At 45.6% G+C, this 16,098-nt stretch carries 12 protein-coding genes, 11 tRNA genes and 1 rRNA gene; 23 read left to right on the top strand and 1 reads right to left on the bottom strand.

Features of this window, described 5'->3' with window-relative positions; translation table 11 throughout:
- The first annotated feature begins 9 nt into the window (after positions 1 to 9).
- The 12 genes from rrf (at position 10) to MHI38_RS12260 (ending at position 1,164) form a co-directional block, all read left to right on the top strand.
- Positions 10 to 126, top strand: a 5S ribosomal RNA gene (gene rrf, locus MHI38_RS12315).
- 84 nt (positions 127 to 210) lie between these two features.
- Positions 211 to 286 (top strand) — tRNA-Asn (locus MHI38_RS12310).
- Between the two features lie 3 nt (positions 287 to 289).
- Positions 290 to 362, top strand: a tRNA-Thr gene (locus tag MHI38_RS12305).
- 10 nt (positions 363 to 372) lie between these two features.
- Positions 373 to 444, top strand: a tRNA-Glu gene (locus MHI38_RS12300).
- A gap of 45 nt (positions 445 to 489) precedes the next feature.
- Positions 490 to 565: transfer RNA gene (locus MHI38_RS12295), tRNA-Val, on the top strand.
- 8 nt (positions 566 to 573) lie between these two features.
- Positions 574 to 648, top strand: a tRNA-Gln gene (locus tag MHI38_RS12290).
- A gap of 9 nt (positions 649 to 657) precedes the next feature.
- A tRNA-Lys gene (locus tag MHI38_RS12285) sits at positions 658 to 730 on the top strand.
- 12 nt (positions 731 to 742) lie between these two features.
- Positions 743 to 823 (top strand) — tRNA-Leu (locus MHI38_RS12280).
- An 11-nt stretch (positions 824 to 834) separates the two neighbouring features.
- Positions 835 to 909: transfer RNA gene (locus MHI38_RS12275), tRNA-Gly, on the top strand.
- A gap of 6 nt (positions 910 to 915) precedes the next feature.
- A tRNA-Arg gene (locus MHI38_RS12270) sits at positions 916 to 992 on the top strand.
- 16 nt (positions 993 to 1,008) lie between these two features.
- A tRNA-Pro gene (locus MHI38_RS12265) sits at positions 1,009 to 1,082 on the top strand.
- An 11-nt stretch (positions 1,083 to 1,093) separates the two neighbouring features.
- Positions 1,094 to 1,164: transfer RNA gene (locus tag MHI38_RS12260), tRNA-Gly, on the top strand.
- Between the two features lie 243 nt (positions 1,165 to 1,407).
- Here MHI38_RS12260 and MHI38_RS12255 read toward each other — a convergent pair.
- Positions 1,408 to 1,767: a WGxxGxxG family protein gene (locus MHI38_RS12255; RefSeq protein ID WP_145334652.1), complete on the bottom strand. Its 360-nt coding sequence runs from the start codon at positions 1,765 to 1,767 to the stop codon at positions 1,408 to 1,410.
- A gap of 581 nt (positions 1,768 to 2,348) precedes the next feature.
- On the opposite strand from MHI38_RS12255, the gene ppc reads away from it, so the two are divergent.
- The 11 genes from ppc to ectB all read left to right on the top strand — a co-directional run bounded on the left by ppc (position 2,349) and on the right by ectB (position 15,501).
- Positions 2,349 to 5,141, top strand: coding sequence for a phosphoenolpyruvate carboxylase (gene ppc, locus MHI38_RS12250; RefSeq protein WP_154891776.1), 2,793 nt, complete (start codon positions 2,349 to 2,351; stop codon positions 5,139 to 5,141).
- Positions 5,142 to 5,396: 255 nt separating this feature from the next.
- Positions 5,397 to 5,963: an RNA polymerase sigma factor SigW gene (gene sigW / locus MHI38_RS12245; RefSeq protein WP_090924356.1), complete on the top strand. Its 567-nt coding sequence runs from the start codon at positions 5,397 to 5,399 to the stop codon at positions 5,961 to 5,963.
- A 135-nt stretch (positions 5,964 to 6,098) separates the two neighbouring features.
- Positions 6,099 to 6,713 (top strand): zf-HC2 domain-containing protein, encoded by a 615-nt coding sequence (locus MHI38_RS12240; RefSeq protein WP_090924355.1) that lies wholly within the window; start codon positions 6,099 to 6,101, stop codon positions 6,711 to 6,713.
- A gap of 289 nt (positions 6,714 to 7,002) precedes the next feature.
- Positions 7,003 to 7,842, top strand: coding sequence for a diadenylate cyclase CdaA (gene cdaA, locus MHI38_RS12235; RefSeq protein ID WP_090924354.1), 840 nt, complete (start codon positions 7,003 to 7,005; stop codon positions 7,840 to 7,842).
- Positions 7,835 to 9,334 carry a CdaR family protein gene (locus MHI38_RS12230; RefSeq protein ID WP_186809839.1) on the top strand — a complete coding sequence of 500 codons (1,500 nt, stop codon included), beginning with the start codon at positions 7,835 to 7,837 and terminating at the stop codon, positions 9,332 to 9,334. Before cdaA ends, MHI38_RS12230 begins: the two co-directional genes overlap by 8 nt.
- Positions 9,335 to 9,411: 77 nt before the next feature.
- Positions 9,412 to 10,752: a phosphoglucosamine mutase gene (gene glmM / locus MHI38_RS12225; RefSeq protein WP_154891778.1), complete on the top strand. Its 1,341-nt coding sequence runs from the start codon at positions 9,412 to 9,414 to the stop codon at positions 10,750 to 10,752.
- A gap of 180 nt (positions 10,753 to 10,932) precedes the next feature.
- Positions 10,933 to 11,085, top strand: a complete 153-nt coding sequence (locus MHI38_RS12220) for a hypothetical protein (protein ID WP_186331813.1) — start codon at positions 10,933 to 10,935, stop codon at positions 11,083 to 11,085.
- Between the two features lie 31 nt (positions 11,086 to 11,116).
- A complete protein-coding gene (locus tag MHI38_RS12215; RefSeq protein WP_154891779.1) occupies positions 11,117 to 11,362 on the top strand; it encodes a hypothetical protein in 246 nt (81 codons plus the stop codon).
- Between the two features lie 156 nt (positions 11,363 to 11,518).
- The gene (gene glmS, locus MHI38_RS12210; RefSeq protein WP_308723178.1) at positions 11,519 to 13,351 is read left to right on the top strand and encodes a glutamine--fructose-6-phosphate transaminase (isomerizing); all 1,833 of its coding nucleotides are present in this window, start codon (positions 11,519 to 11,521) and stop codon (positions 13,349 to 13,351) included.
- Between the two features lie 712 nt (positions 13,352 to 14,063).
- Positions 14,064 to 14,231, top strand: coding sequence for a hypothetical protein (locus tag MHI38_RS12205; protein WP_253491078.1), 168 nt, complete (start codon positions 14,064 to 14,066; stop codon positions 14,229 to 14,231).
- Complete coding sequence (gene ectB / locus MHI38_RS12200) at positions 14,218 to 15,501, top strand: diaminobutyrate--2-oxoglutarate transaminase (RefSeq protein ID WP_308723180.1); 1,284 nt, start codon at positions 14,218 to 14,220, stop codon at positions 15,499 to 15,501. Before MHI38_RS12205 ends, ectB begins: the two co-directional genes overlap by 14 nt.
- The last annotated feature ends 597 nt before the right edge of the window (positions 15,502 to 16,098 follow it).

The following is a 16,098-nucleotide window of genomic DNA, read 5'->3' as shown; positions in this document are numbered from 1 at the left end:
AAATGCTCGTTTGGTGGCGATGGCGGAGGGGTTCCACACGTACCCATCCCGAACACGACCGTTAAGCCCTCTAGCGCCGATGGTACTTGGACCGCAGGGTCCTGGGAGAGTAGGACGCCGCCAAGCGAACTCTTTCATCATACATAGAAAACAGGCTCTGCATGTGGACGTTGTACGATGAATTGCATTTGCACTGCAAATGCATATTATTCCCTGATAGCTCAGTTGGTAGAGCACTCGACTGTTAATCGAGTTGTCACAGGTTCGAGTCCTGTTCGGGGAGCCATTTGCTCTCATAGCTCAGTAGGTAGAGTGCATCCATGGTAAGGATGAGGTCACCGGTTCGATCCCGGTTGAGAGCTCTGCAAATGGGGCCCGTTGGTCAAGGGGTTAAGACACCTCCCTTTCACGGAGGTAACAGGGGTTCGAATCCCCTACGGGTCATAGTTTTATCTAATGTTTTTAATTAGGGATGAACATCCCAAAGATGGAGGCTTAGCTCAGCTGGGAGAGCATCTGCCTTACAAGCAGAGGGTCGGGGGTTCGATCCCCTCAGCCTCCACCATCTATTTTTGGGGATTAGCCAAGCGGTAAGGCAACGGACTTTGACTCCGTCATGCATAGGTTCAAATCCTATATCCCCAGCCATTTTAATATGAGTCATTAGCTCAGTTGGTAGAGCACCTGACTTTTAATCAGGGTGTCGAAGGTTCGAATCCTTCATGACTCACTTTTACTACATGCGCGTGTGGCGGAATTGGCAGACGCACTAGACTTAGGATCTAGCGTCTTTGACGTGGGGGTTCAAGTCCCTCCACGCGCATACCTTATTTTGCGGAAGTGGCTCAGCGGTAGAGCATCGCCTTGCCAAGGCGAGGGTCGCGGGTTCGATTCCCGTCTTCCGCTCCAATATTTGCGCCCTTAGCTCAGCTGGATAGAGCGTTTGACTACGAATCAAAAGGCCGGGAGTTCGAATCTCTCAGGGCGCGCCATTATTACCTTTCATATCGGGATGTAGCTCAGCTTGGTAGAGCACCTGGTTTGGGACCAGGGGGTCGCATGTTCAAATCGTGTCATCCCGATTTTTGTTTATGCGGGTGTAGTTCAATGGTAGAACTTTAGCCTTCCAAGCTAATAGCGTGGGTTCGATTCCCATCACCCGCTTACTGATTCAAAAAAGTCTCTGCACTTATAGCAGAGACTTTTTTTTGTAATGAATCTGAAACGTTGATATATCGTGTTAGGAGGCGATCTAAGACACAGATCGCCTTGTATGTATCTAAGAGCCGAATCCATTGTGTGAAGCAGTACACAATGGGTTCGGCTCTTTTATGTTGCTTTACGCTAAAGGTCAGTGATGACCAGCTTAGTAGCGGAGGTCCTTTTTTTCACAAAAGAACCAATCAATTAACGCTCGTGATGATCAGTTGCTCTCTTACGCATACCGGCCAGTCCCAGCAACCCGAGCAAACCAAGCCATCCCCAGTCCATTCCGTTGTCGCGGTCTGTTGTTGTAGCTGCATTTGTACGTACACTGTTAGTGCGGTAATCCCCATTGTTTCGGTAATCACCATTGGTACGATAGTTACCATCCATGTTCATGTTCAAGTTGCTGTTTGTACGGTCCATGTAGTTGCTATTCTGATAAGACTTTACACGTGAACCGTTGGTATCCATCCCGTTGGTCATATGGCCCTCAGCACCTGCAGAACCAGCCATTGCGGCAACGACTAACATGGAAGCAATAATGGTTGTGGCTTTTTTCATGATGTGAACTCCTCCTTTATGTTGTAAGAACTATCAAGTAATCTGCCCAAATACACAAGAACATTATGTAGCAGGAGGAGTGTTAAGTTATGGGGGACAAACAAATTTTACTGTGAAATACATAAGAAATATGTCTAAAGACAACGGTAAGTGTTAGAAAATCGAAATTTCTCTTTAATTCATTGCGTCAGTGTGGTAAAGTATACAAAAGCTTGCTTTGCCGGTCATGTTTCTTAGGAGCGCCTGTTATCCATGAATGCTAAAACTGGAGAATTGAAAGCCTACTTCCGTATTCCAAAACCTAGAATAATGTGACTGCATAATTATGAATTTTTTAGATTAGTTATGAGATGTTCAAGGTATAAAAAGTACGTGAAAAAGGTATCATGCGACAGCATATGGCTATTCATAGAAGCAGAACAAGAAAATGAATAAAAAAGCGTGTTTTTGTGATGTATTTCGGGGATAATCCCCATTTTTACTAGTAGAAAAATAAAGATTTTCGTACCATTTTATTGTATGATGTTATGAAGGTGTCAAATTTACGTGTACGAATGGAACGATCAGATGGGAGGATAAGCATGACTGAAACTACGGTAACCGCCAGCAAAAGCCAATCCAACAACCTGCTTCGGCGAGACGTGCGGTTCCTGGGCAACATACTCGGAGAAGTTCTTGTCCATCAAGGAGGCACGGAGCTTCTAGATGTCGTTGAGAAGATTCGGGAAACGAGCAAATCGTTGCGTGCAGAGTTTTTGCCAGAACTGTATGAAGAGTTCAAAACGATGATCCAGGAATTAGACTCGGACAATCGTCATCAGGTTATTCGGGCTTTCGCTATTTATTTTCAATTAGTTAATATTGCTGAACAAAACCATCGGATTCGGCGTAAACGGGATTATGAGCGTTCTGCGGGAGATGCTGTACAGCCAGGTTCGATTGAAAAGGCAGTACAGGACCTAAAAGAACGTGGATTGTCTCATACCGAAGTAGAAGAGATTCTGGATGATTTATCACTGGAACTCGTGATGACAGCTCACCCGACAGAAGCGATGCGCCGGGTTATTCTGGATATCCATAAACGGATTTCTGAAGATGTCATGCTACTGGACAATCCTACGCTGACGTTGCGTGAACGTGAACAACTGCGTGAGAAACTGTTGAATGAGGTTATTACGCTCTGGCAGACAGATGAGCTTCGCGATCGCAAACCGACTGTACTCGATGAAGTGCGGAACGGGATGTATTACTTTCATGAAACGTTGTTCCACGTACTTCCGGATGTATATCAGGAACTGGAACGTTGCCTGAATAAATTTTATCCAGACCATGACTGGCATGTGCCGACGTATTTGCGTTTCGGTTCCTGGATTGGTGGAGACCGGGATGGAAATCCATCGGTAACTTCAGATGTAACATGGCAAACGCTTCTCATGCAACGCAAGCTCGCTTTGCGTGAGTATCAGCGGATTATGATTGAACTTATGGGACACCTCAGCTTCAGCACCAACATCATTCATATCTCGGATGAACTGGCGCAGTCGATTGAGCAGGATCGCAACTGTGTTACTTTGAAAAAAGTGGACATTTGGCGTAATGAAAAAGAGCCTTATCGCATTAAACTGGCTTACATGATTGCCAAGCTGAACAATGTCCTTGATGAGGACAAGGTTGGTCAGCCGGATCGCTACCAGAACGCTCAAGATCTGATTGATGATCTGTTAATTATCGACCGTAGCTTGCGTCATCATTTTGCTGACTATGTAGCAGACACAACGGTTCGTAAAATGATTCGTCAGGTTGAACTGTTCGGATTCCATACCGCTGCCCTGGATGTGCGTCAGCACAGCAAGGAGCATGAAAGTGCGATGTCGGAAATTTTAGCAAAAATGAACATTGTAGACGATTATGCACGTCTGACGGAAGACGGGAAAATCGATCTGCTTGCTCGTTTGCTGGATGATCCAAGACCGCTTACTTCTCCGTATCATCAGTACACGGAAGGAACGAGAGAGTGTCTGGATGTCTTCCGTGCAATTAAGCGTGCACAGAATGAGTTCGGTACAGGCTGTATCACGAGTTACTTGATCAGTATGACACAAGGAGCAAGTGATCTACTTGAAGTGATGGTATTTGCCAAAGAGGTTGGTTTATTCTCCAAAGGGGCAAACGGTGAAGTGATCTCTACACTGCAAGCTGTTCCGTTGTTTGAAACGATTGACGACCTTCATGCAGCATCGGAAATTATGCAACGATTGTTTAACTTACCTATATATCGTGCAAGCGTGACTGGACGTAATGAGTTGCACGAAATTATGCTTGGATACTCCGACAGTAATAAAGATGGCGGTGTAGTTACGGCAAACTGGGAACTGCGCGTAGCGATGAATGCGATTACGGCTGTGGGCAATGAGCATGGTGTGAAGCTGAAATTCTTCCACGGACGCGGCGGAGCGCTCGGACGTGGCGGCATGCCACTGAACCGTAGTATTCTTGCACAGCCTCCTCATACGATTGGCGGCGGCATCAAAATTACGGAGCAAGGTGAAGTTATTTCATCTCGTTATTCTCTCCAAGGAATTGCTTACCGCAGTTTGGAGCAGGCTACTTCGGCGCTAATCACAGCGGCTTTGAATGGTCTGGAGCCGCAAGAGTCGGCGTCAGAGCAAGCTTGGGATGAGATTATTAAGGACATCTCGGAAGTGTCACTGACGAAGTATCAGGATCTCATTTTCCGTGACCCGGATTTCTTCACGTTCTTTAAAGAGTCTACGCCGCTTCCAGAAGTAGGCGAACTCAATATTGGTTCACGTCCATCCAAACGGAAGGGCAGTGACAAGTTTGAAGACTTGCGTGCGATTCCTTGGGTATTTGCCTGGACACAAAGCCGTTACTTGCTTCCGGCTTGGTATGCGGCAGGTACGGGGTTGCAAAGTTACTATCAGGGCAAAGAGGAGAACCTGAACGTCCTGAAAGAAATGTATGCTAACTTCCCGTTCTTCCGTACGCTGATTGATACGGTGCAAATGGCGGTTGCCAAAGCAGATCTCGTGATTGCTAAAGAGTATTCTGCCATGACTTCCAATAAAGAAGCTCGTGACCGTATCTTTGGTCAGATCGAATCGGAGTTTAAGCTTACCAAAGAGCTGATTCTGAAAATTACAGGTGAAGCTGAAATTCTGGATGATGTACCTGTAATTCAGGAATCGATTCGTTTGCGTAATCCGTATGTTGATCCACTTTCCTACATGCAAGTACAGTTGCTAAGTGAACTGCGTGACATGCGGGAACGTGGTGAGGATGATACCGAACTACTTCGTGAAGTATTGTTAACCATTAATGGTATTGCAGCAGGATTGCGGAATACAGGCTGATGTTTGATCACAAGATCATTCACAACGTTCATATGATGAATGATTTATGTAATAAAATAAATATCTATCTCTTCTTTTGAAAAGAGAGATTAGACGGGACTCCTTAGGGAGTTCCCGTTTTTACTGTTTTTGGAGGATATTTGTCATACAGTCTTGATTTTTGACCAAAGTTGATTTACGATTTGATTGGTGAATTACAAGTGTGGACGGGTATCAGAAGACGGAAGACCCATCAGCATGTCTGGGGGAATCAGGGTGGACAATTTGGAGAACAGGCTTGTGAAGCTGGTACTCAAGGGAGACCAGAGAGCCTTTGCAGAAATCGTTGAATTATACAAGGACAAGCTGTTTCATTTGGCGTATCGGATGCTGAGCAACCGTCACGAAGCGGAGGATGTTGTTCAGGAGACGTTTTTGCGTGTGTTTCGAAATATGGAAAAGTATGATCCGAATCAGAAATTCTCGACCTGGATCTATCGGATTGCAACGAATTTGTGCATCGATCGGTTACGGAGAAAGAAACCTTCTTACTCACTTGATGCAGAACTGAATGATCAGGAAGGATCTGACGGCTACGCAATGCTTCCTAGTGATGATCGAACACCAGAGAGTGAAGCACTGCTTTCCGAAACACAGACCCTCATCCGTGAGGCGATTGATAGCTTACCAGCCAAGTATAAGTCCGTTATGGTTTTGAGATATTTACAGGACTTGTCATTACAGGAGATCAGTGATGTCACAGGTATGCCCGTAACAACGATTAAGACAAGGGTGCACCGTGGCCGTGATTTTCTGCGCAAAAAACTAGAATATAAGTTATAATCACAATCACCCGAAATTTTGGGCAAAATTATTTGAAACATATCTCAAACGGGTGCGTATGAAATGTATGCAAGTCTTATGCATGCTTTTTGCAGGTGCATGGACTAAGTGTCTAAGGAAAGGATTGGCTCTCATATGGATTGCAACTCGGCCGTCTCTTTAATGCATGAATGTTTGGATGAGTCGTTGTCCCCGGATCAGAAAACTGAATTGAAAAGCCATTTGTTGATCTGTCCGGATTGTCGCATGCGCTTTAAAGAGTTGGAACAGACGGAAATGCTACTCTTTGCCATGAAACATTATTCACCGTCTGCCTCGGATGAGCTGACCAATCGAATTATGAATGCTCTGCCACAGCCCAAGAGACAACAAGTATGGCTCAGATGGGTCAAAGGACATCCCGCGCTGACGGCGGCAGCCTTCTTTTTGGTCGTGATGCTCTTTAGCGCCTTCAATTTCTGGAATCAGAACAACGAAATGGTCGTTAAGGGGAACAGTCTGGATCAGCTCGTGATTCAAGGCAACACGGTTATTGTTCCAGAAGGTAAGTCAGTTGCTGGCGATCTTACGATAGAGAATGGAACCGCTCAGGTGTATGGTGATGTGAATGGCAATCTGACGGTCATCGACGGACAACTGTTTCAAGCTTCTACAGCGCACGTGTCAGGTCAGGTGAAAAGTATCGATCAGGCGCTGGATTGGTTTTGGTACAAAATAACCAATATGGTAAATGAAGTAGCTTACCGCTAAGTCAGGGTATAACTTCACGGGTATATACCAAGCAGGGTACCTCCGAATTGCGTGGGGTACTTTTTTTTATTGCCTAAATGACAGAGAAAGTGCGAAAAGGAAGCTTATATGCAGTTTGTGACTGGAGTAACTTGCAACCTGAACGGTAACGTTATAACCTAGATAGTAATGAGAACATACTACATATAGATAAGCATTGAATAAATGCGAAGAAGGGATTATGTAAAATCCCAAATGGTTAATATGAGATCAGAGTTTACTCATCAATGGGGATAGCGGGGGCTGGCTTATGAATTATTTTGCTGACTTAACGTGGAAAGAGTCCATTAAGGACGTTATCGATATATTGATCGTTACCTATATTATGTACAAACTGATTTTGCTAGTGCGGGGTACACGCGCGGTTCAGCTACTGAAAGGAATTTTGTTCCTGGTGTTGATCTGGGCGTTAAGCACATGGCTAAATCTGTATACACTTAAATGGCTAATGAACCAGATGTTTACGTTTGGGGTTGTTGCGGTGTTTATCATATTCCAGCCGGAACTCCGTCGTGGTTTGGAACAATTGGGTCGAGGTAAACTGTTTGGGCGCTCAGCCGCCGCAAGTGATGAAGAGTTAACCGTGTTAATTGGTGAAATTATTAAGTCCGTTAACTATTTGTCTCGCCGTAAAATTGGTGCACTTGTCGTCTTCGAGCGTGAAACAGGACTGAATGACTACACGGAATCCGGGATCAAGATGCAATCTCTCGTCAGTTCTGAACTGATGATTAACATTTTTATTCCCAATACACCGCTCCATGATGGAGCAGTCATCATTCAAGGAAAACAAATATCTGCAGCAGCCTGTTACCTGCCATTATCCGAGAATCCGTTTATCAGTAAGGAATTGGGAACGCGCCATCGTGCGGCAATCGGAATAACGGAGGTGGCCGATGCAATCTGTCTGGTTGTTTCGGAGGAGACAGGGCAAGTTTCTCTGGCGATGAATGGACAGGTAGTTCGTGATATTAAGGAAGAGTCGCTGATTGCCAAGCTGTATGAGGAATTGCGTCCGACCTCCAATCTGAGCAAAAAGAATGCATGGTCAACCTTCTGGAAACGGAAGGGGGGACGTAACAATGGATAAATGGTTTAACAACAATAACTTTGCGAAAATACTTGCACTGGCGGTAAGCCTGCTTCTCTGGTTCATGATTCATCTGGATGAGGTACCCACTACACCAACCATCACAACGGGGATATCGAGCAAGGTTGTGGAGCGTACTGTACCTGTTCAGCCATATGGGCTGGATAGTAATGCTTATGTTCTTACTTCACTTAGCACAGATGAGGTGCGGCTAGAGATCAAAGGACAGCGTTCGATGCTGACGTCCATTTTTACCAATGATGATTATAAGGTTCTGGTTGATTTGAGTCAGGTTAAAGATGGTTCGAACACACTGCCGCTTGTACCTGACCTGCCTTCCGGCGTTGAAGTGGTCAGTATGGAACCTTCCATGGTAACGGTGAACGTGGAGAAATTGGGCACCAAATCGTTCAATGTGAATATTGTACCCGAAGGAGAGCCTTCGGCTGGATATACGGCTGGAACGCCCGTGGTTGAGCCTTCTGCTCCAGTTAAGGTAACTCTGCCGGAAGGACAGCTTGATGCTGTGGCGAGTGTTCAGGGCAGTGTCAGTGTGAAAGATGCGAAGGAAGATGTAATTCAGAAAAAAGTGAAGCTTCAGGCATATGATGCTGAGGGTAAAGTCATCGAGAATGCAACCATATCACCTCAAACAGTCGAAGTTCGAATACCAGTCAATCAGCCCTACACCAAAGTTCCCTTGAGGATCAAATATTCGGGACAGTTACCAGAGGGTCTGGTGCTGTCTTCGGTCGAGCCGAGCGTGAAAGAAGTCTCGATTTATGGGAGTGAGGGAGCACTTGCAGGTATACAGTCCTACGACCAAGCTACTCTTGATCTTACGCAATTCACGGAGTCTGGTACCTCTACAGTTAACGTGGACTTGACGCCGCCCTCTGGTTCTGAGAAAATCGAGCCTAGTTCGATTCAGATCAAGGTGACGGTGTCCCCATATGATGAGGTCGAAACAACGACCAAAGTCTTTCCCAACGTGCCGATTCATTTAACTGGCGTGGGGAACGGGCTGGAAGGTGAGTTGGTTACTCCTAAAAATGGTGGACAGAACATTACACTAAGTGGGCCAAGAACCATGCTTGAAGGTCTCAATGGTGATGACATCAAGCTTACAGCCAATCTCCAGGGACTTGGTGTGGGCACACATGAGATTAAACTGGAAGCTAATCTGCCCCGGTTCGCTAAGCTGGATGAGGCGTCTAATAATTTAAGTGCCACGGTGAAGATCAGTGAGAAAGCCGCAGATGCGACTGCTCCTCCAGAGCAAAATTCTGGTGAGGATAATCCCTCAGGGCCAGATCCATCACCGGCAGAAGTCGAGAATGGACAGCCAAACACGGATCCTGTAGAAGAGCAAAACGAATCGAATACGGAACAGCAGGATCAAACTCAGCAGGGAAGTGCAGCGACCAATCGTGGTAGTGTAAATAACAATGCAAATAATAATAACGGCAGTAAATCTGGTTCTAATCCGTAATTATGCAATTTTTTATTTTCAAATCTAAAAATGATATTGATGTGCTCATATATGATGCAAATAGAAGGAGTTAGATCATGGGTAAATATTTTGGTACAGATGGTGTAAGAGGGGTTGCGAATAAAGAATTGACGGCGGAGCTGGCTTACAGCATCGGACGCTGTGGTGGTTATGTGCTTGCAGGTGGGGTGGAAAGACCTAAAGTAGTGATCGGCATGGACACACGAATCTCCGGACTTATGCTGGAATCAGCACTCGTAGCGGGTCTGTTGTCTATTGGAGCGGATGTAATTCGTTTGGGCGTTGTGTCTACACCAGGTGTCGCTTATATTACTCGTTTGCTCAAAGCAGACGCGGGTGTAATGATCTCGGCTTCCCACAATCCTGTTGAGGATAACGGTATCAAATTTTTCGGTGGAGATGGCTTCAAGCTATCGGATGAGACGGAGAACCGGATCGAAGAGCTGATGGATGCGGCAAAAGATGAACTGCCACGCCCCGTTGGTGCAGGTCTTGGAACGGTGACGGTGGATGAACAATCTCGTTATCGTTATCTGGATTATCTGAAAACCACTGTATCCGAGTCGTTCTCAGGTCTCAAAATTGTACTTGACTGTGCCAATGGTGCGGCATATGAGCTGGCACCAAAATTATTCAGTGAGCTTGGGGCTGAAGTTATTGCCATTGGCGCTGAGCCGAACGGTCTGAACATTAACGAGCAGTGCGGTTCGACTCATCCGGAGCATTTAAAACAAGAGGTGCTGAAACATCAAGCGGATCTTGGCCTTGCTTTTGACGGGGATGCCGATCGTCTGATTGCTATTGATGAAACGGGTGCCGAAGTGGATGGAGACTTTATTCTGTGTATTTGCGGAGACGCGATGAATCGGGCAGGCAAGCTGAAAGATAGCACGGTGGTGTCTACCGTTATGAGTAATATTGGTTTCTACAAAGCAACAGAGAAGCTTGCGCTGAAAACAGCCAAAACGGCTGTTGGTGACCGCTATGTGATGGAAGAGATGCGTCGTGGTGGATATAACCTGGGCGGCGAACAGTCGGGTCACGTTATTTTCCTGGACTACAATACAACGGGAGATGGCATGCTAACGGCGATTCAACTTGTCGACACACTGAAAGCTTCAGGTAAAAAGCTGAGTGAGTTGAAAGCAATCATGACACAGTACCCACAAGTGCTGGTTAACGTTCGTGTTGAAGACAAGAGCAAATACGAAGGCAATGTTGCCATTGGAGAAGCGATCGCTGCAGTAGAAGAAAAACTGGGGGATAATGGTCGTGTGCTTGTTCGTGCATCGGGTACCGAGTCCTTGATCCGTGTTATGGCTGAAGGGCCAGATAAGGATGAGCTGGAGCAGTTTGTATCCCAGATTGCAGATGTTGTGCAAAAAGAACTGGTATAACCTACTGAAAAAAGCCTGTTGTCATGCGATTTGAGTGTTATTTTTCACAAAATTGAGATCTTGGCATATGGTTATACAGAGGCTGATTTAATTCCATATATTAACGATTCATTCATTGTTCCTGCGTCCTGGCCAGATAAGACTATGGGTCTGATTATTTGGCTGGGAGCGTGGGTAAATATGCTGAAATGGTTACAGGTACTTTGCTCCATTGCAAAATGGACTTCAGGTGCATATAATGAGTGGAGTCGTCATTCAGACACGGAAAGTGAGGATTGTAAGGTTACAGTTACACAAGCGCCAGAGCTTGGAGTTGCGCGGGACGCATGTTGATGGATGTCTCTTTTGCTAATCAGGAGATAACATGGGAAACATGGACGGCAATCAAGCTGACGAGGTGGAGGTGTTCGGATTGTTCGGCGGGGACCTCCCGGTGATGCACCAGAGCCGTAAACCGGATTGCGGAAAATGGATAGGTGACTGTCCACACAACGCGCCGGTAGGTGCAAAGGATCAGATAAAATTCAAAATGAATGTGCTTGAAGAGCGTAAACAGCGCGCGGACGGGAAAATGATGTACATTCATGATTGCATTCGTAATAGAGCATGAACACAACAGGGCGGCAGAAGGCCGTTCTGATCATTGATAATTGAATAGGAAATGATATTCATGATACGGTAAGCAATCTATCATTTTCCAATACGTCCACCTCTGCCTGTTTCTCTTCCAGACACAGTATTCATATACAAACGGAGGAACTAAATTATGTGCGGTATTGTTGGATATATTGGTAATAAGAACACTCAATCGGTATTGGTTGAAGGATTGAAAAAGCTCGAGTATCGTGGTTATGACTCTGCAGGGATCGCTGTATTTACACCGCAAGGTCTGCAAATTACCAAAGCTCTTGGACGTTTGGCGAATCTTGAAGCAAAGCTGGATGGTGCTCCGCTGGTAGGTAATGCCGGAATCGGACACACTCGCTGGGCTACGCATGGTAAACCATCGGACGAGAATTCCCATCCACACACGGATGGAAGCCAGAAGTTTTCCGTTGTGCATAACGGGATTATTGAGAACTATCTGGAGCTGAAGGATGAGCTGATCTCTCAAGGTCACACGTTTACTTCCGAGACAGATACTGAAGTCATTTCTCACCTGGTTGCACGTGAATACAATGGTGATATTGTTAAAACTGTGCAAAAAGTGATCACGTTGTTGCGTGGTGCATTCGCACTGGGTGTATTGACAGAGCATGAGCCTGAGAAACTCGTTGCTGTGCGTCAAGCTAGTCCATTGATTATTGGTGTTGGTGAAGGCGAGAACTTCATTGGTTCCGATATTCCGGCAATTCTGGAACATACACGTAATGTGTACATTCTGAATGATGGCGAAATGGCTGTATTGACACATGATGCTGTCGAATTGATGACGATTGAGGGCAATTTTATTTCTCGGGAAATGATTCGTGTCGATTGGGATGCAGTAACCGCGGAAAAAGGCGGATTTGAGCACTTTATGTTGAAAGAGATTCATGAGCAACCAAAAGCATATCGTGATACAATGTTGGGTCGCATCGACAATGAAGGCAAAAAAGTGCAGCTTCCTGAGCTCAAAATGACGGAAGAGCAAATTAAAAATATTCGTAACGTTCAAATCATCGCATGTGGTACGGCGTACCATGCTGGTCTGGTTGGACGTACAGTGATTGAACAAATGGTTCGTATTCCGGTTGAAACGGATGTTGCTTCCGAGTATCGTTACCGTTCACCAATTGTAAACAAAGATACACTTGTTATCGTAGTGAGCCAATCCGGTGAAACAGCAGATACGCTGGCAGCACTGCGTGAAGCTCAATCTAACGGTGCGCATGTACTGGCGATTACAAATGTTGTGGGTAGCTCGATTGCACGTGATGCAGACGATGTAATTGCTACATTGGCTGGACCTGAGATCGCAGTGGCTTCCACTAAGGCTTACACGTCCCAGTTGATCGCGTTCAACCTGCTTGGTCTGTACCTTGCACAAGTACGTGGTACACAAACACCGGATGAGATTGCACACACACTGGCAGCGATGCAAGCACTGCCTGAACAAGTGGAATCCATGCTGGAGCAAGCGGATGCGATTAAAGGGTATGCGGAGCAAATCTCTAAACATGAACATCTCTTCTTCATCGGCCGTGGTTTGGATTATGCGGTAGCACAAGAAGGCTCATTGAAACTGAAAGAAATCTCTTATATTCACTCTGAAGCTTATGCTGCAGGTGAGTTGAAACACGGTACACTCGCGTTGATCGAGGACGGTATTCCTGTTATTGCCTTGGCAACACAGGAGAACGTACTGGAGAAAACGGTAAGTAACATCAAAGAAGTAAAAGCACGTGGCGCAGACGTACTGGCGATTACGTACGAAGAGCACGTAGCTCCATTGCTTAAATCCGTTGACCAAGCGTTTGCGATTCCTAAGACACTGCCACTTCTAAGCCCAGCTCTGTCTGTTGTAGCGTTGCAATTGCTGGCATATTACGCTTCCCTCGCTCTGGGTCACGATGTCGATAAACCACGTAACTTGGCGAAAAGTGTAACGGTTGAGTAAAACCCTGGCTTGAATGAACAAGCACATGTTCAGTGATGAAAAAGTTGTGAACCAGTAAAAGAGTTTTGAATCGTATGGTACGAAAAAAGTTTTAACATCGAAAAGGGAGCCCGAGAGATTGACTCGTGGCTTCCTTTTTTTAGTTCTCAAAATATACGATACAGCCTTAATCATTCGTTGTAGTGAAAATGAAAGAAAAAGACGAAGCCAAATGAAGAAGAGAGAACCTTCCACGTATCGAAATCGCAAGTAATGCACTTCGTAAAATAGTTGTTAAATCGACATCAACGTAATTTTTAGCTCTGCTAATCTTTACAAAACAAAAGTAAATTAAAATGAAAAGTATAACTTCTTAAATTCTTCTGCTTATATAAGTTAACGAGATCAATTTAGGACAATCATGTTAAATTTTTGTAAAGTGAAAGGATTCAAAGCTTCGACGGAGAAAGTGAAGGTAATATATACCATTAGTACCATTCGGATTATTGGTAAATTACTTCTGTTTAATTCCTCGATTGATGACAAAATCTGCTTATTTCCCTCCTAATTGTGTTAATTTAAGGCGAAATATTAACACTTTATACTTCAAAGATCTAATTTAACCAAAATTTTACTATACATTCTTTGGAAATTTGATATAATTCTACGCAGGTCGACCTTCCAATTATTGAAAAAAATAGAATTGGTGGGTTTTTATACATACCTAAGCTGTGTGCGAGAGACCAGTCTACTGGATACCCAGCAAGCCGGCATGCGAGGACCGACAATTGTGGTAACGACAGCCAAGAATTTTTTGCTCGATGACGCCAGAAGTTTCAGAAAGAATGAAGCTAAACTTATCCCAATTACGATGGAGGATGAAGCGCGTGAGCATTTTTGAAAAGCTGGAATCTAACGTAAGATCTTACTGCAGAAGCTTTCCGGTAGTATTCGACCGGGCCAAGGAAGACCTGTTATATGCTGAGGATGGAAGAGCATACATTGATTTTTTTGCAGGTGCTGGAGCACTGAACTATGGTCATAACAACGATTATATTAAAGGTCGGATTCTAGATTATCTGACCTCCGATCGGATTATGCATGGTCTCGATATGTACACAATGGCCAAGCGCGAATTCATCCAGAGCTTCTCGGAACGGATCTTGGAGCCAAAGAAGCTGAATTACAAGCTTCAATTCTGCGGTCCGACGGGCACAAATGCAGTGGAAGCGGCACTCAAGCTTGCACGCAAGGCGAAGAAAAGAACCGGCATCTTTGCATTCATGGGTGGTTTCCACGGCATGTCACTTGGCAGCCTCTCGGCAACAAGCTCTAAGTCGATGAGGGAAGGAGCGGGGCTTCCTCTGGATGGAGTTACCTTCATACCACATCCGAGTGGAGCTTTCGCAGATATGGATACACTTGGTTATATTGAAAATATTCTAACGGATTCGCACTCCGGAGTTGATAAGCCGGCTGCCATTCTGCTCGAAACAGTTCAAGCTGAAGGCGGCATTCATGTTGCTGACGCACAGTGGTTACGCGGATTGCAACAGATTTGCCGCAAGCACGATATACTGCTCATTACCGATGAGATTCAAGTCGGTTGCGGCCGAACTGGCGAATTCTTCTCCTTCGAACGTGCGGGGATTGAGCCGGATCTGATTACCCTGTCAAAGTCGATCAGCGGGTACGGCCTGCCAATGTCCCTCCTGCTCCTGAAGCCTGAACTGGATATCTGGACGCCAGGGGAACACAACGGTACCTTCCGCGGCAACCAGCTCGCTTTTGTGGCTGCCAAGGCTGCTCTTGAGTTCCGGGACAGAGTAGCCTTGGAACAACAGGTGAAGCAGAAGGAAGAGTTCGTGCGAGCGTTCCTTGATAAAGAAATCAAACCTTTACATCCTTCCATCACCATCCGCGGAATTGGCCTGATCTGGGGCATTGACGTTTCGGGCTTTACGGATGAAGCCGGGGCGAAGCGGATGTCGGAGATCAGTTTTGAGAATGGGCTTATTATTGAAAGGGCCGGCAGAGGGGATCTCGTCCTGAAGATCATGCCTCCGCTGACTGTTTCCATGGAGAATCTGGCTGCTGGTTGCGATATTATCAAGTCTAGTATTCAGCAGGTAATCTCTCAAGAGGCCCAGCGTTTGCTGGTAACAACCTAAGCTTGGTCAAACTGACGGGTGCACTGGTAATAGGGCTAGAACTTCTTTCAGGGGGCCGCGCGTCAGACAACATGGAATTCATTTCTATTCCTAGGGCTAACCCGTTCATCTAATACAGAGCATTTTTGTGAACCTCATGAAATACCATCTTCACATGTAATCGCCCGGGAAAAGATCACTACCCCGCGGCCTGATCTTGACTTATCCACATCGGGACTGCGGGGGAATTCATTAAGCGTACATAGAGTGTATCAATGCCCCTTAACATAGGTTTTGATCAAGGTAACTCCGTTGCAAAATCCGAAGGTACGGCTGATTTTCTGCTGCCTCTGGAATCCTACAGCACGTCTTACATCAATGGGAGGAGCCTCCCTTGTCCACCTCTAATTCCAATTCCGAATCCAAGGTTAAATGCAAGGTCCGTTTTCGGGCATCTGTGTTCACAGTAAACATATTGAAGCAAGGGAGTCAGTAACAGATACACCTTTTGCGTAAACGATGTCTCTATTTTTTTCAAGCAGGGTAGTCGTTCGAGATCGTTACCAGGCAGAAGATTGCCATATGCAATCAATTGGATAAGCAGAGCGGTGATTTGGC

The sequence above is a fragment of the Paenibacillus sp. FSL K6-1558 genome, assembly GCF_038002565.1.
Taxonomy (GTDB): domain Bacteria; phylum Bacillota; class Bacilli; order Paenibacillales; family Paenibacillaceae; genus Paenibacillus; species Paenibacillus polysaccharolyticus.
Note: the sequence above shows the minus strand (reverse complement) of the source record. Positions and strands in the feature narration are given on the sequence as shown.